Origin of the sequence: Pseudomonas sp. FP1154, assembly GCF_030687245.1 — a bacterium.
GTDB classification, from domain to species: domain Bacteria; phylum Pseudomonadota; class Gammaproteobacteria; order Pseudomonadales; family Pseudomonadaceae; genus Aquipseudomonas; species Aquipseudomonas rhizophila.
On the sequence record NZ_CP117465.1, the window covers coordinates 680,522 to 704,262 of the forward strand.

The 23,741-nt window shown below is 62.3% G+C and carries 22 protein-coding genes and 1 pseudogene; 6 read left to right on the top strand and 17 right to left on the bottom strand.

Annotated elements, in window-relative coordinates; all coding sequences use genetic code 11:
* Window positions 1-95: 95 nt before the first annotated feature.
* The 4 genes from PSH91_RS03010 to PSH91_RS03025 all read left to right on the top strand — a co-directional run bounded on the left by PSH91_RS03010 (window position 96) and on the right by PSH91_RS03025 (window position 3,444).
* Entirely contained in the window at window positions 96-734 is a 639-nt protein-coding gene (locus PSH91_RS03010) for an FMN-dependent NADH-azoreductase (RefSeq protein WP_047227351.1), read from the top strand.
* A gap of 69 nt (window positions 735-803) precedes the next feature.
* A complete protein-coding gene (locus PSH91_RS03015; RefSeq protein WP_047227352.1) occupies window positions 804-1,694 on the top strand; it encodes a triacylglycerol lipase in 891 nt (296 codons plus the stop codon).
* A 213-nt stretch (window positions 1,695-1,907) separates the two neighbouring features.
* Window positions 1,908-2,198, top strand: a complete 291-nt coding sequence (locus PSH91_RS03020; RefSeq protein ID WP_047227353.1) for a PsiF family protein — start codon at window positions 1,908-1,910, stop codon at window positions 2,196-2,198.
* Between the two features lie 232 nt (window positions 2,199-2,430).
* Window positions 2,431-3,444: an AI-2E family transporter gene (locus tag PSH91_RS03025; RefSeq protein ID WP_288911101.1), complete on the top strand. Its 1,014-nt coding sequence runs from the start codon at window positions 2,431-2,433 to the stop codon at window positions 3,442-3,444.
* Between the two features lie 132 nt (window positions 3,445-3,576).
* On the opposite strand, the gene PSH91_RS03030 is transcribed toward PSH91_RS03025, so the two are convergent.
* Entirely contained in the window at window positions 3,577-4,851 is a 1,275-nt protein-coding gene (locus PSH91_RS03030; RefSeq protein ID WP_047227355.1) for an Hsp70 family protein, read from the bottom strand.
* Between the two features lie 297 nt (window positions 4,852-5,148).
* On the opposite strand from PSH91_RS03030, the gene PSH91_RS03035 reads away from it, so the two are divergent.
* Both PSH91_RS03035 and PSH91_RS03040 read left to right on the top strand, forming a co-directional pair.
* Complete coding sequence (locus tag PSH91_RS03035) at window positions 5,149-6,090, top strand: DnaJ C-terminal domain-containing protein (protein WP_047227356.1); 942 nt, start codon at window positions 5,149-5,151, stop codon at window positions 6,088-6,090.
* A gap of 50 nt (window positions 6,091-6,140) precedes the next feature.
* Window positions 6,141-6,440 (top strand): chaperone modulator CbpM, encoded by a 300-nt coding sequence (locus PSH91_RS03040; protein WP_047227357.1) that lies wholly within the window; start codon window positions 6,141-6,143, stop codon window positions 6,438-6,440.
* A gap of 140 nt (window positions 6,441-6,580) precedes the next feature.
* On the opposite strand, the gene ureC is transcribed toward PSH91_RS03040, so the two are convergent.
* The 16 genes and pseudogenes from ureC to PSH91_RS03120 form a co-directional block, all read right to left on the bottom strand.
* Window positions 6,581-8,281: an urease subunit alpha gene (gene ureC, locus PSH91_RS03045; protein WP_047227358.1), complete on the bottom strand. Its 1,701-nt coding sequence runs from the start codon at window positions 8,279-8,281 to the stop codon at window positions 6,581-6,583.
* A gap of 141 nt (window positions 8,282-8,422) precedes the next feature.
* Window positions 8,423-8,728, bottom strand: a complete 306-nt coding sequence (locus PSH91_RS03050) for an urease subunit beta (RefSeq protein ID WP_014336352.1) — start codon at window positions 8,726-8,728, stop codon at window positions 8,423-8,425.
* A complete protein-coding gene (locus tag PSH91_RS03055; RefSeq protein ID WP_003197345.1) occupies window positions 8,725-9,258 on the bottom strand; it encodes an N-acetyltransferase in 534 nt (177 codons plus the stop codon). The genes PSH91_RS03050 and PSH91_RS03055 overlap by 4 nt, the downstream gene beginning before the upstream one ends.
* A gap of 5 nt (window positions 9,259-9,263) precedes the next feature.
* Window positions 9,264-9,797, bottom strand: a complete 534-nt coding sequence (locus tag PSH91_RS03060; RefSeq protein ID WP_047227359.1) for a GNAT family N-acetyltransferase — start codon at window positions 9,795-9,797, stop codon at window positions 9,264-9,266.
* Window positions 9,798-9,806: 9 nt separating this feature from the next.
* A complete protein-coding gene (gene ureA / locus PSH91_RS03065; protein WP_047227360.1) occupies window positions 9,807-10,109 on the bottom strand; it encodes an urease subunit gamma in 303 nt (100 codons plus the stop codon).
* Between the two features lie 167 nt (window positions 10,110-10,276).
* Window positions 10,277-11,128, bottom strand: a complete 852-nt coding sequence (locus PSH91_RS03070; RefSeq protein ID WP_288911104.1) for an urease accessory protein UreD — start codon at window positions 11,126-11,128, stop codon at window positions 10,277-10,279.
* Window positions 11,129-11,158: 30 nt separating this feature from the next.
* A complete protein-coding gene (gene urtE, locus PSH91_RS03075) occupies window positions 11,159-11,857 on the bottom strand; it encodes an urea ABC transporter ATP-binding subunit UrtE (protein WP_047227362.1) in 699 nt (232 codons plus the stop codon).
* Window positions 11,858-11,989: 132 nt separating this feature from the next.
* Window positions 11,990-12,850, bottom strand: coding sequence for an urea ABC transporter ATP-binding protein UrtD (urtD, locus tag PSH91_RS03080; protein ID WP_047227437.1), 861 nt, complete (start codon window positions 12,848-12,850; stop codon window positions 11,990-11,992).
* On the bottom strand, window positions 12,850-13,926 hold the full coding sequence (gene urtC / locus PSH91_RS03085; RefSeq protein WP_047227363.1) for an urea ABC transporter permease subunit UrtC: 1,077 nt from the start codon (window positions 13,924-13,926) through the stop codon (window positions 12,850-12,852). The genes urtD and urtC overlap by 1 nt, the downstream gene beginning before the upstream one ends.
* On the bottom strand, window positions 13,926-15,428 hold the full coding sequence (gene urtB / locus PSH91_RS03090) for an urea ABC transporter permease subunit UrtB (protein ID WP_160893716.1): 1,503 nt from the start codon (window positions 15,426-15,428) through the stop codon (window positions 13,926-13,928). The genes urtC and urtB overlap by 1 nt, the downstream gene beginning before the upstream one ends.
* A 153-nt stretch (window positions 15,429-15,581) precedes the next feature.
* Window positions 15,582-16,847, bottom strand: a complete 1,266-nt coding sequence (urtA, locus tag PSH91_RS03095; RefSeq protein ID WP_076382868.1) for an urea ABC transporter substrate-binding protein — start codon at window positions 16,845-16,847, stop codon at window positions 15,582-15,584.
* A gap of 243 nt (window positions 16,848-17,090) precedes the next feature.
* The gene (locus tag PSH91_RS03100) at window positions 17,091-18,101 is read right to left on the bottom strand and encodes an iron ABC transporter permease (RefSeq protein WP_092395852.1); all 1,011 of its coding nucleotides are present in this window, start codon (window positions 18,099-18,101) and stop codon (window positions 17,091-17,093) included.
* Window positions 18,098-19,045 carry an ABC transporter substrate-binding protein gene (locus tag PSH91_RS03105; RefSeq protein WP_281459587.1) on the bottom strand — a complete coding sequence of 316 codons (948 nt, stop codon included), beginning with the start codon at window positions 19,043-19,045 and terminating at the stop codon, window positions 18,098-18,100. The genes PSH91_RS03100 and PSH91_RS03105 overlap by 4 nt, the downstream gene beginning before the upstream one ends.
* Window positions 19,042-19,830, bottom strand: a complete 789-nt coding sequence (locus PSH91_RS03110; protein ID WP_173407438.1) for an ABC transporter ATP-binding protein — start codon at window positions 19,828-19,830, stop codon at window positions 19,042-19,044. The genes PSH91_RS03105 and PSH91_RS03110 overlap by 4 nt, the downstream gene beginning before the upstream one ends.
* Window positions 19,831-20,032: 202 nt before the next feature.
* Entirely contained in the window at window positions 20,033-21,412 is a 1,380-nt protein-coding gene (locus tag PSH91_RS03115; RefSeq protein WP_305467246.1) for a PepSY domain-containing protein, read from the bottom strand.
* Between the two features lie 165 nt (window positions 21,413-21,577).
* A pseudogene (locus PSH91_RS03120) lies at window positions 21,578-23,708 on the bottom strand (TonB-dependent copper receptor).
* Window positions 23,709-23,741 lie beyond the last annotated feature (33 nt).

Sequence of the window (23,741 nt, forward strand, 5' to 3'; positions counted from 1 at the left end):
CGTGACGAGCCCTCATTTGCCCGGCTACCGCGTTGGACATCAAGCTTTAAGCCGAAAGGTTCTATTGATTGTAGTCGCAACCCAAGGAGATTCAGATGAGCAAAATTCTTGTCGTGCATGGCAGCCCTCGTGGCGAGCGTTCTCACTCCCGACGCTTGACCGAAAGCTTTGTCTCGGCCTGGCAGGCGGCCCATCCGCACTCCCAGTTGAGCCGGCGCGAAGTGGGGCGCACCGTGATTCCTCCGGTCAACGAAGCGTTCATCGCGGCGGCGTTCTACCCCGAACCGCAAGCCCGACCGTTGACCATGCAGGCGGATCTGGCACTCAGTGATGCATTGGTGACGGAATTGCAGGCCCATGATCGGTTGGTCATCTCCGCGCCCATGCACAACTTCAGCGTGCCCAGCGGTGTAAAAGCCTGGATCGACCAGATCGTGCGGATCGGGCTGACGTTCAACCACAGCCTGGATAACGGTGTGTCGCAGTACGAACCGCTGGTACTGGGCAAGAAAGCGCTGATCGTGACCAGTCGTGGCGACTTCGGTTTCGGGCCGGGTGGTCAGCTTGAAGGGATGAACCACGCCGACACGCTGCTGCGCACCGTGCTGGGTTTTATCGGTATCACCGATGTGACGGTGGTTGCCGCCGAAGGTGAGGAGTCGGCTGAGCGCAGTTTCGCCCAATCCTGTGCCGAGGCCGAGCAACGCTTGCTGGGGTTGGCGCAGACGTTCTGATGGCGCGGGTGTCATAGACTGGTCATCATCGATACCGATGCTGACCACCTATTGATCAAGGATGTCGCCATGTCACAACAGTGCGCCACTCGTTACCCGCTGGTGCTGGTCCCCGGAATGCTCGGGTTCATTCGTCTGGTGCTGTATCCGTATTGGTACGGGATCGTCTCGGCGTTGCGCCGGGGTGGGGCAGTGGTGGTTGCTGTGCAGGTGTCACCGCTGCACTCATCCGAGGTGCGCGGCGAGCAGTTGCTCGCGCGGATCGAGGAGATCCTCACGCAAACCGGTGCGCAGAAGGTCAACCTGATCGGCCACAGCCAGGGCGCCCTCACGGCACGCTACGCGGCGGCCAAGCGCCCGGACCTGGTGGCATCGGTCACTTCGGTGGCCGGCACCAACCATGGGTCCGAGCTGGCTGATTACCTGCAGGCCCATTACCCGGCCAACAGCGCCAAGGGTCGCCTGCTCAGTGCTTTGCTGCGGTTGATCGGCGCCCTAATGAGCCTGCTGGAAACCGGTTATCGCGGGCCCCGGTTGCCGGTGGATATCCAGGCGTCCCACGCCTCTCTCACTACCGCGGGCGTGGCCCTGTTCAACCAGCAATATCCCCAGGGCCTGCCAGAAACGTGGGGCGGGAACGGACCGGAAGTGGTCAATGGCGTGCGTTATTACTCCTGGTCCGGAACCTTGCAGCCAGGCAAGACCAACAGGGGGCGTAACCTGTTTGATGGCACCCACCGGAGCTGCCGGCTGTTCGCCCGCACTTTCGTGCGTGAGGCCGGGCAGTGCGACGGCATGGTCGGGCGTTACAGCTCGCATTTGGGCACGGTGATCGGCGATGACTATCCGCTGGATCACTTCGATATCATCAACCAGTCGCTGGGGCTGGTGGGCAAGGGCGCCGAGCCGGTTCGCTTGTTCGTCGAGCATGCGCAGCGGTTGAAGGCTGCCGGCGTGTAGGGCTTCAGGTCGGGTTGTCCGTCATCGCGAGCAGGCTCGCTCCCACATTCGGATTGGGTTTCTTCTGGCGGAGTGCGGTCAACTGTGGGAGCGAGCCTGCTCGCGATGACGGTCAATCAGGCACGGAAATTCGCGCAGATGAAGGTGTAACAGGCGTTGTCTACACTGCACCTCATCGCCGTACCCATCGTGCGGCAGCCAGGAGAAAACATCATGAAGATGCTGCGTGTTCCTTTGTTGGTGATCGGGTTGCTGCTGTCTTCCCAGGGTTTCGCCGCCACGGCCCAACAGAACAAGATGACCACCTGCAATGCCGACGCCACCGCCAAGGCCCTCAAGGGCGACGAGCGCAAAGCCTTCATGAGCAACTGCCTCAAGGCCACCCCCGTCGATGCCAGCACCCCGCAGGAACGCATGAAAACCTGCAACGCCACGGCCACGACCCAGGCACTGAAAGGCGATGCGCGTAAAGCGTTCATGAGTGAGTGTCTGAAGAAAAAATAACCGCCGGGATTTTTTCAGACGGTGAAGGCCTCATCGCGAGCAGGCTCGCTTCCACAGTTGATTTGCACTGCCCGGTCCATTGTGGGAGCGAGCCTGCTCGCGATGGGGCCGGCAAAGGCGCTACAAAAAAACACCTGCACTGTGATCGAGGTCAGCCGATACAATCCCTAGTGCTGTTGGTGGAACGCTGGCAGACTGCCGATCCTTTCACGCCGTTTTGTTCTGAGGCTGTATGCCAACGTTTTCTCAGCGTCATGTCTTGTTGGTGATCAGTTGGGTGATCATTTTTGGTGGGTTGTTGCTGGTGCTGCCACTGCGCCTGTTGCCGAGCCTTTTGGCCGGTTTGCTGGTGTTCGAGCTGGTCAACATGCTCACCCCGCAGTTGCAACGGCTGATCGAGGGCCGGCGGGCCCGCTGGTTGGCGGTGGCGCTGCTGGGCACGCTGGTGGTCAGTGTGCTGTCGTTGATTTTCGCCGGGGCCTTCAGTTTCCTGCTCCATGAGGCGGAAAACCCTGGCGCATCCCTGGACATGTTCATGACGGTGGTCGACCGCGCCCGGGGGCAGTTGCCACCGTTCATCGACGCCTACCTGCCGGCCAGCGCGGCCGAGTTCCGGGTGGCCATTGGCGACTGGATGAGCAAGCACCTGAGCGACCTGCAACTGGTGGGCAAGGATGCGGCCCACATGTTCGTGACGTTGTTGATCGGCATGGTCCTGGGGGCTATCGTCGCCCTGCAGCGCATCCCCGACCTGACCAAGCGCAAGCCCCTGGCGGCGGCGCTGTTCGACCGTCTGAGCCTGTTGGTCAAGGCGTTCCGCAACATTGTGTTCGCCCAGATCAAGATTTCCCTGCTCAACACCTTTTTCACCGGGATTTTCCTGGCGGTGGTGCTGCCGCTGTTCGGCATCCACCTGCCGCTGACCAAGACCCTGATCGTCATGACGTTCCTGTTGGGGCTGCTGCCGGTCATTGGCAACCTGATGTCCAACACCCTGATCACCATCGTCGCCTTGTCGCTGTCGATCTGGGTGGCAATGGCGGCGCTGGGTTACCTGATCGTGATCCACAAGCTCGAATACTTCCTCAATGCCCGCATCGTCGGTGGGCAGATCAGCGCCAAGTCCTGGGAATTGCTCATGGCGATGCTGGTGTTCGAAGCCGCGTTCGGCCTGCCGGGCGTGGTGGCGGGGCCGATTTATTATGCTTACTTGAAGAGTGAGTTGAAGCAGGTGGGGATGGTTTGATCTGATCGGCGTCGCCTGTTCTGACGCCATCGCGAGCAGGCTCGCTCCCACCGTTGACCGAGTTCCTTCAGAGGGAATGCGGTTCAATGTGGGAGCGAGCCTGCTCGCGATAGATGCGCCGCAGAACTTGAATCAGACCTGCGTGCCGTAGCGCTTCATCGCCTCAATCGCCAGCCCGCTGCCGATGCTGCCGAAGATATTGCCTTCCACATGCCGCGCTTGGGGCAGCATCGCCGAGACGCTGTTGCGCAGTGCCGGGATGCCGCTGGAGCCACCGGTAAAGAACACCGTATCCACCTGATCGACGCGTACGTTGGCATCGTTGAGCAGTTGTGTGACGCTGCCGCGCACCCGCTCCAGCAAGCCGTCGATGGCTGATTCAAACAGTTCCCGGCTCAGGTCCACACTCAGGCCTGCCTCGATTCGGTCCAGGAGCAAATGGCGCTGGTCGCTGTGAGTCAGCTGGATCTTGGTTTCTTCCACTTCCATCGCCAGCCAGTGCCCCGCGCGCTGTTCGATCAACTTGAACAACCGGTCGATGCCGCCGGTGTCTTCGATGTCGTAGCGCATGCTGCCCAGGGCCAGGGTGGATTTCTGCGAGTACACCGCGTTGATGGTGTGCCAGGTCGCCAGGTTCATGTGGTGGCTGGTGGGCATGTAGGCGCCGCTTTTCATGCGGCTGCCGTAGCCGAACAGCGGCATCAGGCCGGCCAGCGAGAGCTGCTTGTCGAAGTCGGTGCCGCCGATGTGCACGCCACCGGTGGCGAGGATGTCGGCGTGACGGTTGTCATGGGTGCGCCGCTCGGGCGACAGGCGTACCAGGGAGAAGTCCGAAGTACCGCCACCGATGTCGACGATCAGTACCAGCTCTTCCCTCTCGATGGTCGACTCATAGTCGAAGGCCGCCGCGATGGGCTCATACTGGAACGAGACTTCCTTGAAGCCGATGGCGCGGGCCACGTCCACCAGGGTGTTCTCCGCTTCCTGATCGGCCATTTCATCGTCGTCGACGAAAAATACCGGGCGACCCAGTACCACTTCTTCGAATTCCCGACCGGCGGTGGCCTCAGCGCGCTTCTTCAACTGGCCGATGAACAGTCCCAAAAGATCCTTGAACGGCATGGCCGTGCCCAGCACGCTGGTGTCGTGCTTGATCAGCTTGGACCCCAGCAGGCTCTTGAGCGAGCGCATCAGCCGGCCTTCGTAGCCTTCCAGGTACTCGTGCAGGGCCAGGCGGCCATACACCGGGCGGCGTTCCTCGAGATTGAAAAAGACCACCGAGGGCAGGGTGATCTTGTCGTCCTCCAGCGCAATCAGCGTTTCCATGCCGGGGCGCAGCCAGCCGACAGTGGAGTTGGACGTGCCAAAGTCGATGCCGCAGGCACGGGCCGGAGATGCGTTTTTCATGTCTTTCGGATTCCAGTTGAAAAAACGGCCGCGCAGTGTATGTCAGTGCGGCACGGATTCGAAGGCCGGTTATCTGCTAATTCGTAAACTCTGGCCTTGAAAGACAGCGTCGCACCCCCAAACTTGCTGGCATGGGCCTGGCAGCCACAAGGCGAGTACAAGAACCGCCACCGGCTGCCGATAAACTTCTGAAGCGCCGCCCGGTCACAAACCTTGAGATCGGTCAAACCCCAGGACTTGTATCACGAGCATGCTGCGGGTGGCGGTGCGATATCGATAACGGATGGTGATCCTTCGATGGACTTCAAAGACTATTACAAGATTCTGGGTGTGGAGCCGACGGCTGATGACGCCACGATCAAGGCTGCTTATCGCAAACTGGCCCGCAAATACCACCCGGATGTGAGTAAGGAAAAGGATGCCGAGACCAAATTCAAGGACGTCTCCGAAGCCTATGAAGCGCTGAAGAGTGCCGACAAACGCGCCGAGTACGATGACCTGCGTCGCTATGGCCAGCACGGCCAGCCTTTCCAGGGACCGCCGGGCTGGCAAAGCCGGGGCGGCTTTGGCGGTGGACAGGACACCGGCGATTTTTCGGATTTCTTCAGCTCGATTTTTGGTAATCGCGGGCCGGGTTTCGGTGGCGGACAGTCAGGCCGCAGCACCGGCCGTCGAGGGCAAGACGTGGAAATGGAACTACCGATTTTCCTGGAAGAGACCCTGTCGAGCGAATCGAAAAAGGTCAGCTTCCAGGTGCCGCAGTACAACGCCGCCGGCCAGCACGTCAGCAATACCAGCAAAAGCCTGAACGTGAAGATTCCCCTGGGTGTGACCGACGGCGAACGCATCCGCCTCAAGGGCCAGGGTGCGCCGGGTATTGGCGGCGGTGCCAATGGCGATTTGTACCTGACCATTCGTTTTGCCCCGCACCCCAAGTTCGACGTCGAAGGCCAGGATCTGATCATCACCTTGCCCCTGGCGCCGTGGGAATTGGCACTGGGCACTGAAGTGGCGGTGCCGACCCTCACCGGCAAGATCAACCTCAAGGTTCCGGCCGGCAGCCAGAATGGCCAGCGCATGCGCGCCAAGGGCCACGGCCTGCGCAACAAGGCCGGCGAGCGCGGTTACCTGTTCGTACAGCTCAAGGCCGTGATGCCCAAGGCCAGCGACGAGGCAGTCAAGGCGTTGTGGGCGGAGCTGGCGAAGAAGGCTGCGTTCGATCCGCGGGAGAATTTCTGACTGTTTTGAGGCGCTAGACTCGACAGTTAAAGCATTGGGAGAAGCAGACCATGAACAACCCGATCATTGAACTGAACCTGATGGAATTTTGCGAGGCCGCTGCGTTGGCGGATGTCCATGTGATCGAAATCGTCGAGCATGGCATTCTCGAACCCCATGGCGCGGCCCCGGCGGATTGGCGCTTCACCGATTACGAACTGGTCTTGGCCCGGCGTGCGGCCAAGCTGCGCCGCGAGCTGGAACTGGAATGGGAAGGTGTCGCCCTGGCGCTGGACCTGCTGGAAGAAGTGCAGCAACTGCGCAGCGAAAACCGCATGCTCAAGCAGCGGTTGGGGCGGTTGGTGGAGTAAAAAACGCTCAATGAACAAGCGCCAACCTGTGGGAGCAAGGCTTGCCCGCGATGAATTCAACTCGGTTCTCAAGAGTTGAGGCACCTGTATCGCGAGCAAGCTTTGCTCCCACAAGTCTTGCTCTCAGGTCCTCACTCCATTCAAAACAGAAAATAGCGCTGCGCCATCGGCAGCACATCAGCCGGTTCACACCACAACAACACCCCATCGGCCTTGACCTGGTAGGTCTGTGGATCGACATCGATGTTCGGCAGGTAGTCGTTGTGGATCAGGTCGGTTTTCTGCACATTCCGGCAGCCTTTGACCACGGCAATTCTTTTCTTTAGTCCAAGCTGTTCGGGCAGCCCCGCCTCGGCGGCGGCCTGACTGATGAACGTCAGGCTGGTGGCGTGCCGCGAGCCGCCGAAGCTTGCGAACATCGGTCGGTAGTGCACCGGTTGCGGTGTCGGTATCGAGGCGTTGGCGTCGCCCATCAGGCTGGCGGCAATCGCCCCGCCCTTGAGGATCAGGGTCGGCTTGACGCCGAAGAACGCCGGGCGCCACAGCACCAGGTCGGCCCACTTGCCCACTTCGATGGAGCCCACTTCATGGCTGATGCCATGGGTGATCGCCGGGTTGATGGTGTACTTGGCGATGTAGCGCTTGATGCGAAAATTGTCGTTGCCTTCGCCATCGCCGGGCAGGGCGCCGCGTTGCTTTTTCATCTTGTCGGCGGTCTGCCAGGTGCGGGTGATGACTTCACCGACGCGGCCCATGGCCTGGCTGTCGGAACTGATCATCGAGAACGCGCCCAGGTCGTGGAGGATGTCTTCGGCGGCGATGGTTTCACGACGGATGCGGCTTTCAGCGAAGGCCACGTCTTCGGCGATGCTCGGGTCCAGGTGATGGCAGACCATCAGCATGTCCAGGTGTTCGTCGATGGTGTTGCGGGTGAACGGCCGGGTCGGGTTGGTGGAGCTGGGCAACACATTGGCAAAACCGCAGGCCTTGATGATGTCTGGCGCATGGCCGCCACCGGCGCCTTCGGTGTGGTAGGTGTGGATGGTGCGGCCCTTGAACGCGGCCAGGGTGGTTTCCACGAAACCCGATTCGTTGAGGGTGTCGGTATGGATCGCCACCTGCACGTCGTACTGGTCGGCCACGCTCAGGCAGTTGTCGATGGCTGCCGGCGTAGTGCCCCAGTCTTCGTGCAGCTTCAGGCCGATGGCACCGGCCTTGACTTGCTCGATCAATGGCTCTGGCAGGCTGGCGTTGCCCTTGCCGGTGAAGCCGATGTTCATGGGGAAAGCGTCGGCGGCCTGGAGCATGCGCGCCAGGTGCCACGGCCCGGAGGTACAGGTGGTGGCATTGGTCCCGGTGGCCGGGCCCGTACCGCCGCCGATCATGGTGGTGACACCGCTCATCAAGGCTTCTTCGATCTGCTGCGGGCAGATGAAGTGAATGTGGGTGTCGATACCGCCGGCGGTGAGGATCATGCCTTCACCGGCGATCACTTCGGTGCTGGCGCCAATGGCGATGGTCACATCGGGCTGGATGTCCGGGTTACCGGCCTTGCCGATGGCTTTGATGCGCCCGTCCTTGAGACCGACATCGGCCTTGACGATGCCCCAGTGATCGATGATCAGCGCGTTGGTGATCAGCGTGTCGACGACCTCGGCGGCCAGCAGCTGGCTCTGGCCCATGCCGTCGCGAATCACTTTGCCGCCGCCGAATTTCACTTCTTCGCCATAGGTGGTGAAGTCCTTTTCCACCTCGATCCACAGTTCGGTGTCGGCCAGGCGGACCTTGTCGCCGACGGTGGGGCCGAACATGTCGGCGTAGGCTTGTCTCGAAATCTTCATGTGCTTGCCTTGGAATTCAATTGAATGTGGAAACCGTTCGCTTCGCTCACTCATCGCGAGCAGGCTCGCTCCCACAGTTGATCGCATTCCCCTGTGGGAGCGAGCCTGCTCGCGATGGGGCCGGTGCTGGCACCCTATGACTTACAGGTCGCCCATCACCCGCCCGGCAAACCCGAACACCCGGCGATGCCCCGCCAAATCCACCAGTTCCACCTCGCGGCTCTGGCCCGGTTCGAAGCGCACCGCGGTGCCGGCCGGAATGTTCAGGCGCATGCCACGGCTGGCGGCGCGGTCGAAGGTCAGGGCGTCGTTGGTTTCGAAAAAGTGATAGTGCGAGCCGACCTGGATCGGCCGGTCGCCGCTGTTGGCGACGTTCAGGGTGAGGGTGCGGCGACCGACGTTGAGTTCGATGTCGCCGGGCTGGACCTGGTATTGGCCTGGAATCATTGCGGTTGCCCCAAAGTCTTGTAGTAAATGGCGGTCGGGGTGTACGTCCCGTCCGGGCTCTGGCAGTAGTCGGGCAGTTCACCGACGCGGGTGTAGCCCATGGCGCGGTAGAATGCCTCGGCCTCGGAACCAGCCTCCGTGTCGAGGTACAACAGGCCGCGCTTGTGCTGGCGGGCGCCGAGTTCCAGGGCGCTCATCAATTGCTGGCCCAGGCCGCGGCGGCGAGCCTCGCCGCGCACCAGCAGCTTTTGCACTTCGGCACGGTTGAGACCGTTGGGTTTCTGGCACAGGGCAAGTTGGACGCTGGCCTGCACCTGTTCATCCTTGACCACCACCCACAGCAGCAAGTGGCCCTGGTTGAGACTGGCCTGAACCTCATCGAAATAGGCGCGTGCCTGGACCGCATCGAGATCGGCCATGAACCCCACGCTGGCGCCATAGCCGACAGCGTCGAGCAACAGATCGATCAGGCCCTGGCGATAATGTGCAAAGCTCTCGGCGTGGACTCGACGCAACTGGGCGGGGTTCATAGGCATCACTCCTTGTCGACGGCAGGCGGTAGCGCCCCTGGGTTGAGGATCAACTGCATGAAAGTCAGGTCCAGCCAGCGGCCGAATTTGGTGCCCACCTGGGGCATCTGCCCGGTGGTGATGAAACCGGCCCGCTCGTGCAGGCGAATCGAGGCGGCGTTGCCGCTTTCGATGGCCGCGACCATGACGTGTTTGCCGCACGCCCTGGCGCGCTCGATCAGGGCCGTCATCAACAGTGAGCCCAGGCCGTTGCCGCGTTGGTCATCACGTACGTACACCGAATGCTCCACGGTGTGCCGGAAACCATCGAAGGGTCGCCAGTCGCCGAACGAGGCATAGCCGAGGACGTTATCCTCGTCATCGACCACCACCAGCACTGGATAGCCTTGCGATTGCCGGGCGCTGAACCATGCCTGGCGATTGCCCAGGTCCACGGCCTGTTCGTTCCAGATCGCCGTGGTGTTCAGCACCGCGTCGTTGTAGATGTCACGGATCGCTGGCAAGTCGGCGTGGCGGGCGTCTCGAATGTCATAGGTCATGGTGCGGCCTCACGCGATCGGCTGGTGGACAGTGACCAGTTTGGTGCCGTCGGGAAACGTCGCCTCGACCTGGATCTCCGGGATCATTTCCGGGATGCCCTCCATTACCTGTTCGCGGGTCAACAGCGTGGTGCCGTAATGCATCAGTTCGGCCACGGTCTGGCCGTCGCGGGCGCCTTCGAGCAGGGCGGCGGAAATATAGGCCATCGCCTCCGGGTAGTTGAGCTTCAAGCCGCGAGCCAACCGCCGCTCGGCGACGAGGCCGGCGGTGAAGATCAGCAGCTTGTCTTTTTCGCGTGGGGTCAGGTCCATGTGCAATCCATAAGGGCGGATAAAAAATTCTTGCTGTAAACACAGATCTCCTTGTGGGAGATCCTTTGTGGGAGCGAGCTTGCTCGCGATAGCGGTGTGTCAGTCGACATTAATGTTGAATGTTCCATCGCCATCGCGAGCAAGCTCGCTCCCACAGGAAAGCAGATTCATGTACTCCAGATTCTGGGCGGCATGGCCTCTCTTCCAAGCAATGCAGGCCTGAGCAAACGCCACAATTCAATCAACCAACCCCGCGCCAGCAGCGCCTCGCTCGCCAGACACCGGGCCACGATCAGGCCGGGCAATTGAGTCAGGTCGCCGCGCACGTCATGGCCCAGAGATCGGCACTGTTCCAGCAACGCACTATCGATTTCCCCGGTCACCAACAACGTGGCAAACACCGGATCGCCGCCCAGTCCGATGGGCGAGTCGAGCAATCCGTCACCGCCCACAATGCGCTGGCGTTCATGCCAGAGCAACTGCCCGTCGCGGCGGATGTCCAGCCGCGACTGGAAGTGCCCCAGGTCAAATCGTTCACCGCTGGCCGGCCGGCCGAGGGCCACCATGTCCCAGTAGAACAGGCGCCCGTCACCCTGCAGGTCGATGCTGGTGCTGAGTTCGGCCTGGGCGGCGCTGAAGACGATGGTTTCCTGGGGCAGCCATTCCAGGGTCGCCCCCGCGGCCACGCTCAGGTTCAGTTGCTGATAGGCCGGGCCGGCGGCGCGATACCACTTGGCCGCGCCGGGACTGGTCAACTGCGCCCAGGCAGTGGGGCCGACGTGGGCCGCGATGTCCAACCGATCACCGCCGGCAATCCCGCCGGGCGGGTGGACGATGATGTGTTGGCACACTTCGGGGCCCTCGGCGTACAGGTGTTTTTGCACCCGCAGCGGACCTTTGTGGCGGCGCTGCACCGGACGCGTGCAGTCACCGAACCGGGCATAACCCAGTTCCAGCTCGGCATGCCAGCTGGGGGTGAACAGGGCCGAAGGCGCCAGTAAGGAGACAGGTAGGTTCATGATTTCCGATTATCGTTAGAGCGCTACAGACTAGATCGTAACCAGCCCGCGCACACCCTCGGCTTCCATATTTTCTCCGCGCCCCTGCTGCACGATCTCGCCCCGGGACATCACCAGGTATTGATCGGCCAGCTCGGCGGCGAAGTCGTAGAACTGCTCCACCAGCAAAATCGCCATGTCGCCCCGGGCCGCCAGTTTCTTGATGACCACGCCGATCTCCTTGATCACCGACGGTTGAATGCCTTCGGTGGGCTCGTCGAGAATCAGCAGGCGCGGACGGCTGGCCAGGGCCCGGCCAATGGCAAGTTGCTGTTGCTGGCCACCGGACAGGTCACCGCCACGGCGTTGTTTCATTTGCAGCAGCACCGGGAACAATTCGTAAATGAACGCCGGCACCTCTTTGGCCTCGGCGGCGGGAAAACGCGACAGGCCCATCAGCAGGTTTTCTTCCACCGTCAGCCGTCCGAAAATCTCCCGGCCCTGAGGCACGTAGGCAATACCGGCGTGCACCCGTTGGTGCGGTTTGAAGGTGGTGATGGGTTTGCCTTCCCAGCTCACCGCCCCTTCCTTGGCCGGCAACAGGCCCATCAGGCATTTGAGCAGGGTGGTCTTGCCCACGCCGTTGCGGCCCAGCAGGCACGTCACCTCGCCGACCTTCACGTCGAATGACAGGCCGCGCAGGATGTGGCTACCGCCGTAGTATTGGTGCAGCTTGTCGACTTGCAGCATTTTCCAGATTCTCCTCGAACCCCTGTGGGAGCGAGCTTGCTCGCGATAGCGTCAGAACATTCAGAATGGATGCTGACTGACACACCGCCATCGCGAGCAGGCTCGCTCCCACATAAAAAGCAATTTTGCGCCTCAGCGCCCGAGATACACCTCGATCACCCGCTCATTGTCCTGCACCTGCGCTAGCGACCCTTCGGCCAGCACGCTGCCCTGGTGCAGCACGGTGACGTGGTCGGCAATCGCGCCGACGAAGCCCATGTCGTGTTCCACCACCATCAGCGAATGCTTGCCCGCCAGCGATTTGAACAGCTCGGCAGTGAACTCGGTTTCGGCGTCGGTCATGCCCGCCACTGGTTCGTCGAGCAGCAAGAGTTGTGGGTCCTGCACCAGCAGCATGCCGATCTCCAGAAACTGTTTCTGCCCGTGGGACAGCAACCCGGCGGCGCGATTGACCGACGTCGTGAGGCGGATGGTCTCCAGCACTTCGCTGATGCGCTCGTGTTGCTCGCCAGTGAGTTTGGCCCGCAGGCTGGCCCACACCGATTTGTCGGTTTTCAGCGCCAGCTCCAGGTTCTCGAACACGCTCAAGGCTTCGAACACCGTGGGTTTCTGGAATTTGCGACCGATGCCGGCCTGGGCGATCTGCACTTCGCTCATGCTCGTCAGGTCCAGCGTTTCACCGAACCAGGCCTTGCCGTGGCTGGGCCGGGTCTTGCCGGTGATCACGTCCATCAGCGTGGTCTTGCCCGCGCCGTTGGGGCCGATGATGCAGCGCAATTCGCCGACGCCGATGTACAGGTTCAGAGCGTTCAGGGCCTTGAAACCGTCGAAACTGACGCTGATGTCTTCCAGGGTCAGGATGGTGCCGTGACGGGTGTTCAGGCCCTTGCCGGCGGCCTGACCGAGGCCGATGGCGTCGCGACTGCTGCCTTGGTCTTTGTTGGGATCCAGTATGGGTTCGAGCATGAAATCGGCTGTGGGTGTGATTCGCATCATTCGCCCCTTTTCTTGAGTAGCCCGATCACACCCTTGGGCAGATACAGGGTCACAACGATGAACAGCGCGCCGAGGAAGAACAGCCAGTACTCGGGAAAGGCCACGGTGAACCAGCTCTTCATGCCGTTGACCACACCGGCCCCCAGCAGCGGCCCGATCAGCGTGCCGCGCCCGCCGAGGGCCACCCACACGGCGGCCTCGATGGAGTTGGTCGGCGACATTTCGCTGGGGTTGATAATGCCCACCTGCGGCACATACAACGCCCCGGCCAGGCCGCACAACACCGCGCTCAATACCCAGACGAACAGCTTGAAGCCACGGGGATCGTAGCCGCAGAACATCAGGCGGTTTTCCGCGTCGCGCAGGGCGGTCAGCACTCGGCCGAACTTGCTGCGGGCCAGGCGCCAGCCGATGAACAGGCTCGCCACCAAGAGCAGCACCGTGGCCAGGAACAGCACCGCTCGGGTGCCCGGCTCGGTGATGCCAAAGCCCAGGATCGAGCGAAAGTTGGTGAAGCCGTTGTTGCCGCCAAACCCGGTTTCGTTGCGGAAAAACAGCAGCATCCCGGCAAACGTCAGGGCCTGGGTCATGATCGAGAAATACACGCCCTTGATCCGCGAGCGGAAGGCGAAGAAGCCGAACACCAGCGCCAGCAACCCCGGTGCCAGCACCACCAGGCACATGGCCCAGACAAAGCTGTCGGTGCCGCTCCAGTACCAGGGCAATTCGCTCCACGACAGAAAGGTCATGAACGCCGGCAAGCCGTCACCGGCGGCCTGGCGCATCAGGTACATGCCCATGGCATAGCCGCCCAGGGCGAAGAACAGACCGTGGCCCAGGGAGAGCAGGCCGGCGTAGCCCCAGACCAGGTCCAGGGCGAGGGCGACGATGGCGTAGCAGAGAATCTTGCCCACCAGGGTCAGGGTGTAAGCCGAGACATGCAGCGGGTTATCCACCGCCAACAGCGACAGCAGCGGCAGGCTCAACAGCACTGCCAGGATCACCACGCCGACGGCGAGGGTGACTTTCGGGCCGGCCTTTTGCGCGGCCGTGAGCATCAGGGGCTGGTTCATCAGTCGATTACCCGTCCTTTGAGCGCGAAGAGGCCTTGCGGACGCTTCTGGATGAACAGAATGATCAGCGCGAGGATCAGGATCTTGCCGAGCACGGCGCCGATCTGCGGTTCAAGAATCTTGTTGGCGATGCCCAGCCCGAACGCGGCGAACACACTGCCGGCCAACTGACCGACGCCACCGAGCACCACCACCAGGAACGAGTCGATGATGTAGCTCTGGCCCAGGTCCGGGCCGACGTTGCCGATCTGGCTCAGGGCCACGCCGCCAAGCCCGGCGATGCCCGAGCCGAGGCCGAAGGCGAGCATGTCCACGCGGCCGGTGGGCACGCCGCAGCAAGCGGCCATGTTGCGGTTCTGGGTCACCGCGCGCACGTTCAGGCCCAGGCGGGTCTTGTTCAGCAACAGCCAGGTCAGCGCCACCACGAACAGGGCGAAGGCGATGATCACGATGCGGTTGTAGGGCAGTACGAGATTCGGCAGTACCTGGATGCCGCCGGACAGCCAGGCCGGGTTGGCGACTTCAACGTTCTGCGCGCCGAACACCAGGCGCACCAGTTGGATCAGCATCAGGCTGATGCCCCAGGTGGCGAGCAGGGTTTCCAATGGCCTTCCGTAGAGATGGCGAATCACCGTGCGCTCCAAAGCCATACCGATGGCGGCGGTGATGAAAAACGCCACCGGCAGGGCGATCAACGGGTAGAACTCGATGGCATTCGGGGCGAAGCGCTGGAACAGCATCTGCACCACGTAGGTGGAATAGGCCCCCAACATGAGCATCTCGCCGTGGGCCATGTTGATCACCCCCAGCAGGCCGAAGGTGATTGCCAGGCCCAGGGCGGCCAGGAGCAGGATCGAGCCCAGGGACATGCCGCTGAAGGCCTGGCCCAGCAATTCACCGATCAGCAGCTTGCGCTTGACCTGGCCGAGGCTGGTTTCGGCGGCGGTGCGTACCGTGGCGTCGGTTTCAACGCCGGGTTCGAGCAGGCCTTCGAGGCGGGTGCGGGCCAACGGATCGCCGGTTTCTCCCAATAGCCGCACGGCAGCCAGGCGAACCGACGGGTTGGGGTCCACCAGTTGCAGGTTCGCCAACGCCAGGCTCAGGGCTGCATGCACGTCTTCGTCCTGCTCGCCGGCCAGTTGCCGATCGAGAAACGCCAGTTGGGCCGGGCGGGCGCTTTTTTGCAGTTGTTGGGCGGCGCTCAGGCGCACGCTGGCGTCGGCGGCCAATAGTTGATGGCTGGCCAGGGCGGTTTCAATCAACCCTCGCAAGCGGTTGTTCAGGCGCAGGGTCTTGGGCTGGCCGTCGACGGTCAACTGGCCTTGTTGCAAGGCGTTGATCAGTTCGACACGCTCAGGTTCCGGTTGCGCGGCCCAGGTTTCCAGCAGCGTGGCTTGCTGGGGCGGCTTGGCGGCGAGGAAATCTTCGGCATCACCGGCGTGGGCCTCCAGTGGCAACAGCAGCACCAGGGCGAGGATGAGGCGGTAGAGGGCGGTGGGCATATGCTTGGCCTTGCGTGTTTGATCGTTCCCACGCTCCGCGTGGGAACGCAGCCCGGGACGCTCCGCGTCCCATGGTGGACGCAGAGCGTCCGGTGAGGCATTCCCACGCAGAGCGTGGGAACGATCAGCAGGGTTAGGGGCTTCTTCCCGGGCTCAGTTGCTCTTCACCGCATAGTCAGGCTTCTTGTCGTTGCCTTCGATGAACGGGCTCCACGGCTGGGCGCGGATCGGGCCCTCGGTCTGCCAGACCACGTTGAACTGACCGTCGGCCTGGATCTCGCCGATCATCACCGGCTTGTGCAGGTGGTGGTTGGTCTTGTCCATGGTCAGGGTGTAGCCCGACGGTGCGTCGAAGGTCTGGCCGGCCAGGGCTTCGCGGACTTTGTCGACGTCGGTGGACTTGGCTTTTTCAACCGCTTGCGCCCACATATGGATGCCCACGTAGGTGGCTTCCATCGGGTCGTTGGTCACGGCTTTGTCGGCGCCCGGCAGGTTCTTGGCTTTGGCGTAGGCCTTCCAGGCGTCGACGAATTTCTTGTTCGCCGGGTTTTCCACGGACTCGAAGTAGTTCCACGCCGCCAGGTTACCCACCAGCGGCTTGGTGTCGATGCCGCGCAGCTCTTCTTCGCCCACCGAGAACGCCACCACTGGTACGTCGGTGGCTTTCAGGCCCTGGTTCGCCAGTTCTTTATAGAACGGCACGTTGGAGTCGCCGTTGACCGTGGAGATGACCGCGGTCTTGCCGCCGGCCGAGAACTTTTTGATGTTGGCCACGATGGTCTGGTAGTCGCTGTGGCCGAACGGGGTGTAGACCTCTTCGATGTCCTTGTCTGCCACACCTTTGGAATGCAGGAACGAACGCAGGATCTTGTTGGTGGTGCGCGGGTAGACGTAGTCGGTGCCCAGCAGGAAGTAGCGCTTGGCACTGCCGCCTTCTTCGCTCATCAGGTATTCCACCGCCGGAATGGCCTGCTGGTTCGGCGCCGCGCCGGTGTAGAAGACGTTCGGCGACATCTCTTCGCCTTCGTATTGCACCGGGTAGAACAGCAGGCCGTTGAGCTCTTCGAACACCGGCAACACGGATTTGCGCGACACCGACGTCCAGCAGCCGAACACCACCGCGACCTTGTCCTGGGTCAGCAATTGACGGCCTTTTTCGGCGAACAGCGGCCAGTTCGAGGCCGGGTCCACGACCACCGCTTCGAGCTGCTTGCCGTTGACCCCACCTTTGGCGTTGATCTCGTCGATGGTCATCAGCGCCATGTCCTTGAGGGACGTCTCGGAGATCGCCATGGTGCCGGACAATGAATGCAAGATGCCGACCTTGATGGTTTCGGCGGCCTGGACGGTCCAGGCCATGCCCATCGCGGCAATGCTTGCCGAGAGTGTAAAAGCCTTGATCAAGCTACGACGCTTCATTGTGCGATCTCCGTGCAATTATGAGTTTTTTTCGATGGCAGATGCGGACGCTGAAGGGGCTTTTGCAAGGGGTGTGCCCGGTTGAGCAAAGGCATTGAGAATGCGGGGTTGGCGCGCTGGGGTAAAAGTGCGAATGCACCACTAGCGACCGCGGCCTAGGCGCTGGTGCGATCAGATGCGCCACATTGGGGCGAAGGCTTGCAGTTCCCCTGTTATTTGCAAGTCAGGGAAACAGGGGTGGATTCAGCGACGGCGCATCAGGCCGATGAAGAACAGGCCACCGATAGCGGCAGTGGCGACGCCAATGGGCAAGTCCTCCGGTGCGATCAGGGTCCGGGCCGCCACATCCACCCACACCAGGAACAGGCTGCCCAGCAGAACACACGCAGGCAGCAGCCGACGGTGTTCGGCACCCACCAGGCGCCTGGCAATGTGCGGCACCATCAGCCCGACAAAACCGATCGAGCCGCTGATGGACACCAGCACGCCGGTCATCAGCGAGGCGATCAGGAAAATCCACAACCTCACCTTCGCCGCGTTCAGGCCCAGGGTCACGGCGGTCTGTTCGCCCGCCATCAGTGCATTCAGCGGCCGGGCCATGCCCAGCAGCAATCCCAGCCCCAGCAACACACTGGCCGCCGGCACCGCCAGCAATTCCCAGCGCGCCAGGCCCAGGCCGCCGAGCATCCAGAACATCACTGCGGAACTGGCGCGATGGTCACCCAGAAACAGCAAGAGGTTGGCCGCCGCCATCATCACGAATGACACCGCCACGCCGCACAGCAACAAGCGATCGCTTTCCAGACGGCCTTGGCGGCTGGCGATGGCCAGTACCAGCAACATGCTCAACAATGCGCCGATAAATGCGGCCAGCGGCAGGGTCAGCAGACCAATGATCTCACCGACATGCAGCACCACAATGACCGCACCCAGGGTCGCGCCGGACGTGACGCCCAGCAGGTGCGGGTCGGCCAGGGGGTTGCGCGTCACCGCTTGCAGGACCGCACCGATCAACGCCAGCCCCGCGCCCACCAAGGCACCGAGCAGCAGGCGCGGGACGCGGATCAGCCAAACGATATGTTCCTGGCCGGGCGACCAATACACGTCACCCACACCGAAAGCCTTGTTCAGCAGGATGTCCCAGACCACAGCCACCGGCACCCGCGCCGGACCGAACCCCAGGGACACCACGCACGACACCAGCATCAGTGCACCGAGGCACACCAGCAACGCGCCATAGCGACGATTGCTCATGGACGGTGAAAACCCTTTGCCAGGGTTTGCACCGCTAATACGTTATCGATACCCGGCGTGGCCTGAACGTAAGGGATCACGATGAAGCGCCGGTGCTTGATCGCATCCACCGATTGCAGGGCCGGGTTGTTCAGCAGGAATTGCTGCTTCTGCTCGGCGCTGACTTCGCCGTAATCGACAATCACGATCACTTCGGGGTTGCGCTCGACCACGTTCTCCCAGCTCACCCGGGTCCAACTGGTCTGCACGTCATCAAGAATGTTGCGCCCGCCGGCCGCATCGATCAGGGCCTGTGGCATGCCGAGACGGCCGGAGGTCATGGCGCGGTCTTCGCCACTGTCGTACAGGAACACTCGGGGCTGATCAGCAGGCAACTGCTTGCGCACTTGCGTCACCTGGGCCTGCATCGAGGCGATCAACTCATTGGCGCGATCCTGCACATCGAAAATCCTTCCCAGGTTGCGCAGGTCGTTATAGGTGTCTTCCAGGGTGGCCGGCGGGCGTTTCATCACGAACGCGCAGGATTCGGTCAACTCGTACACATTGATGCCCAGCGGTTGCAGGGTTTGCGGCGTCAGGTCGCCGCCCACCCGCATGCCGTAGTCCCAGCCGGCAAAGAAGAAATCCACGTTGGCATTGAGCAGGGTTTCCACCGACGGGTATTTGGCCGCCAGCTCCGGCAGGCCATCGAGGATTTTCTCCATGTCGGGCGTCACGGACTTCCAGCCGCTGATGCCGCTGTAGCCCACCATGCGCGACTTGAGCCCCAGGGCGAGCATCATCTGGGTCATGTTGATGTCATGGCTGACGGCGTGTTTCGGCGCTTGGTTGAAGGTGACTTCGCGATTGCAGCTTTGGATCGTCAATGGGTAGCGGGTGGCCTCGGCCAAAGCATGTGCACTGCCGAGCAGCAGCGGCAGAAGCAGCAGGGAACGCAAGATCATGGTTGGGTTATCCAGGTGATTCGGGGGTGGGCGGCCAAGGGGTGTTCGTCAATCAGCGCCTGCACACCAAAGACGTCGCGCAATAGCGTGACCGTCAGCACTTCCTTGGGCGTGCCGCTGGCGACGATGTGTCCGTGGTCGATGACGTAGAGCCGATCACAGAACGCAGCGGCCAGATTCAGGTCGTGGATGCTGGCGAGGGTGCCGATCCCCAGGCGTTTGATCAGTTGCAGCAGTTGGAGTTGATAACGCGGGTCGAGGTGATTGGTCGGCTCATCGAGGATCAGCACCTGCGGCTGCTGCGCCAGGGCGCGAGCCAGGATCACCCGTTGCTTTTCCCCGCCCGAGAGTGTGGCGAAAGCATGGTCGCCGAAACCTTGCAGCCCCACCGATTCCAGTGACTGGCTGACCAGGCTCAGGTCTCGCTGATTGTCGCCATCGAACAGGCCTTTGTGTGGCGTGCGCCCCATGGCGACCACTTCCTGGACCGTCAGACCGAAGGCGTCGGGAAACTCTTGCAACACCACAGCGATGCGTTGGGCGCACCAGCGCGAGGACTGTTTCCAGACGTTGTGATGGTCAAGTTTCACCTCGCCCGCCTCCGGCTGACTGAACCGATAGGCGCAGCGCAACAGACTGGTCTTGCCGCTGCCATTGGGCCCGATCAACCCGACAAACTCCCCGGCACCCACCTGCAACGTGGCGTCACGCAGCTGGAACTGATGATGGCAGTGGCCATGGCCCAGGGGTGTCCAGGCGAGGTGGGAGAGGGTTAGTGCGGTCATGCAGCTACTCAAATGGTTGGATCGAGACACAGCCCCCTGTGGGAGCGAGCCTGCTCGCGATAGCGCTGGATCAGCCTGCGCAGAGGTGGCTGACAGACCGCTATCGCGAGCAGGCTCGCTCCCACAGGAACACCGTGTTCACAATTCGCAAGGCGGGCGCGATTGTAGAGGTTTCGCGCCGTCTTTCGTTAACGCACTGTCTTCAACTTGAAGATGAAACCACCTCAGGCTGGCGATTGAAACGGGTGACGAGCCGATCCAGCAACCACATCACCAGCAGCGACGCGCCCACCAGCGGAAACACCACCGCCAGGGCCAGCATGATGAACACCCCGGTCTTCCAGGTCGGCAAGTCGTGACGCAGCGCCGGTACGCCGAACTTGCCCTGGGGCCGACGCTTCCACCAGATCACCACGCCGCTGACGGCGCTGAGCAGGATCATCAGGCAAATCAGCAGCACGATGATCTGGTTCAGCGGGCCGAACATTTTGCCTTCGTGCAGCATCACGCCGGTTTCGGTGGCGCGGGCGACGACGCCGTAATGTTCCCAACGGACATCCGCCAGGACCTTGCCGGTGTACTGGTCCACGTGCAGGGTCGCGTCGTTGCGCGGGTCGTCGGCGAATACAGCGATGGTGAATACGCCGGTGGCGGTGGTCGGCAGGGTGATGCTGTAGCCATGTTCCACTTTGCGTTCGGTGGCGATGTCCTGCACCGCTTGCAGGCTTATGGTCGGCGCGGCGGGACCTTCATGGGCGCCGCCGTGGGCCATGTGTTCGGCATGGTCGCCGGACATCGGCATCGGGGTATTTTCCACGGCCCAGGGTACGGTCTGGCGGTGCGCATTGTTGAGGCTGCCGGCGGCGACGTCGGACTTGGGCATGTCGTTCCACATGGCAGCCGGGAAGCGGTTCCAGAGGTCAGCATATTGCTTGCCCCAGAAGCCGGTCCAGGTCATGCCGCTGAGCAGCATCACCAGCAGAAACGCCGCGCCCCAGAAGCCGACGACCCCATGCAGGTCGCGCCAGAACAAACGACCGCGAGCGCTCCAGCGTGGCCACAACACTCCGGCCGACGACTGCCCGCGAGGCCACCACAGGTACAGGCCCGACACCACCAGGACCACGCCCCAGCCGGCGGCCATTTCCACCAGTCGGTCACCCACGGTGCCGATCATCAACTCACCGTGGATGGCCCGGGCGATGGCTTGCAGGTTGTCCTTGGCGTCCTGTTCACCGAGGACATCGCCATGGTACGGGTCAATGAACACGTTAAGCTCGCGGCCCTTGTCGATCACCACGAATTGCGCACTGCGCTCGGCATTGATCGGCGGCAGGTACTGTTTGACCTGGCCTTCGGGGTAGGCCTGGCGGACCTGTTTGAGCAGGTCGTCCGCCGCCATCGTGTGATGGCCGGCCGGCACGTTCAGCAGGCTGCCGTACATCAGAGGGTCGAGTTGCGGCTTGAACAGGTAAATGATGCCGGTCAGGGCCAGCATCACCATGAACGGCGCCACGAACAGCCCGGCATAAAAATGCCAGCGCCAGGCCAGGTTGTAGAAGTTGGGTTTCGGTTGGCTCATTTTAGAAGCGCTCCGCAGGGCAAATGTGATCGTTATGTTTTTTGCGGTTGCTGCGCAACCGATCGCGGGCAAGCCTTGCTCCCACAGTACTTGTCAGTGCAGTGGGACAAGTTGTGCCCCTCAGCAATGAACTACCTGTGGGAGCAAGGCTTGCCCGCGATGCTTTCAGAAACTCATATCCACCTTGGTCCAGAGCGTGCGCCCCGGTTCGTTGATGGCTTGCGGGTCACTCGCCGGGTAGCCGAACCCGGCGTTGCCGGCCAGGTTCAGATGTTCGGCGTAGGCTTTGCCGAACAGGTTGTCGACGCCGCTGCTGACCTTCCAGTGTTTATTGATGCGGTAGGCACCGTTGAGGGAGAACACCCCGAACCCGGAACTCTTGCCGTAGTCCTTGCCCACCACGTTGCCCTTGTTCTCGTCGACACGGTTTTGCGCGGCCACCACGCGCCACAGGGCACCGGCGCTCCAGCGATCTTCGCTGTAGGTCAGGCCCAGACGGGCGTCGAGCGGCGGCATCTGTGCCAGAGCGCTGCCATCGCTGCTGTTTTTGCCCCAGGCGTAGGCCAATGTCGCATCGGCTTTCCAGCGCTCGGTCAGCTTGTAGGCCGCGCCCAGCTCACCGCCCATGATCCGTGCATCAATGTTCTCGGCCCGGGAGGTGGTGCCCATCATGCCGGGCGTGTAGTCGAACAGGATGTAGTCGCGCACCTGCCCGACATAACCCGACGCCCAGGCTTCGAGGGTTTCGGTTTTGTACTGCAGGCCGAAGTCGAGTTGGGTGGTTTTCTCCGGTTTGATCGAGTCGAAAGCATTCAGCGAACCGGCGGGGCCGGCGTTGGCCGAAAACAGCTCCCAGTAATCCGGGAAACGTTGCGCGTGGCCCAGGCCCGCATAGAGGGTAGTAGGGCTGTCGGCCAGATCGTGTTCGTAGCGTACGAAACCACTGGGCAGCGTGTCGGCGCGGGTTTGGTCGGCAGTGGGATTGGGCCGGACGGACATGCCGGAGCCGATGCTTTGGCGGTAATCCTTGGCCGAGGCGCGGTCGAGGCGGGCGCCGCTGACCAGCCGGTCGCGGTCGGCGGCGTACCAGGTCAACTCACTGAACACGCCGTAGTTATGAAAGTCGGCGTCCTTGGTGCGCGGCCGTTCCTTGTAGGTGTCGATGCCCATGCTGCTGCGTTGGCGATGCTCGTTGGTCTGGGCGTCCAGGCCACTGATCAATTGCACATCGGCCCAGCGCCAGGTGGCCTTGATGCGTGCGCCGAGGGTGCGGCGGTCGACGTTGGACGCCATGGGGCCGGCCATCATCCCGGTGCCGGACGGCGTGCGCAGCGTGTAGTTGTCCATCACATGGTCGGCGTAGTTGTAGTAGACCTGCGCTTCGAGCGTATCCAACACATCGCCCATGTTCGAACGCTCGAAACGCAAGCCCAGGCTTTCACGCTTGAACTGCGAGCCATCCATGCCACGTCCGGCGTAGCGTGCTTCACCGTCGCCCTTGCCAGCGGTCAGTTCCAGCAGGGTATCGGCATCCGGCGTCCAGCCCAGCGTCACGTCGCCGTTCCACTTGTCGTAGCGCGACGGCACCGTGTCGTTGTTGCCGTCACGATAATCGTCTGAATGAGCGGTGTTGCCGATCACCCGCACGTAACCCAAAGACCCGCCGGCGGCCGCATCCACGACCTTGTCGAAGCGCCCGTTGGAACCGGCCAGTACGCTGGCGTTGACCCCGGGTGCCCAGTTCGCCGAACTGCTCCGGCTCGCGTTCGAACAGCACGGTCCCGGCCGATGCACCAGGGCCCCAGAGCACGGTTTGCGGGCCCTTGATAACGGTGAGTTTGTCGTAGGTTTCCGGCGAAATATAGGACGTCGGCGCGTCCATCCGGCCCGGGCAAGCGCCCAGCAGCATGCTGCCATTGGTGAGAATGTTCAGCCGCGAGCCGAACATGCCCCGCAGTACCGGGTCGCCATTGGTGCCGCCGTTGCGCACCAGGGCGAAGCCGGGAATGGTCTTGAGATAATCGCCGCCGTCGCTGGCCGGCACCGGTTGGCGCGGATCCTTGGGGTTGGTGACCACGGTCAGGGGCGAGCTGGGAGCGACGGCGGTAATGACCGTCGGGCTCAGCTCTTCGATCTGAGCTTCGTGGTGAGCATGCTCGTCGGCCAGCGCACAGGGCGTGAGCAGCAGCAGGCCGCACAGTGCGGTGGCGGTGTAGCGAAAACGAACCCGTGGCTCGTTCGGGGAGCAGCGAACCTGGGCTGCGCCCAATGCGATGCCGGCAGAAAACCTGGACATGATGATTCCATCGAACAGACGTAAACGACACGG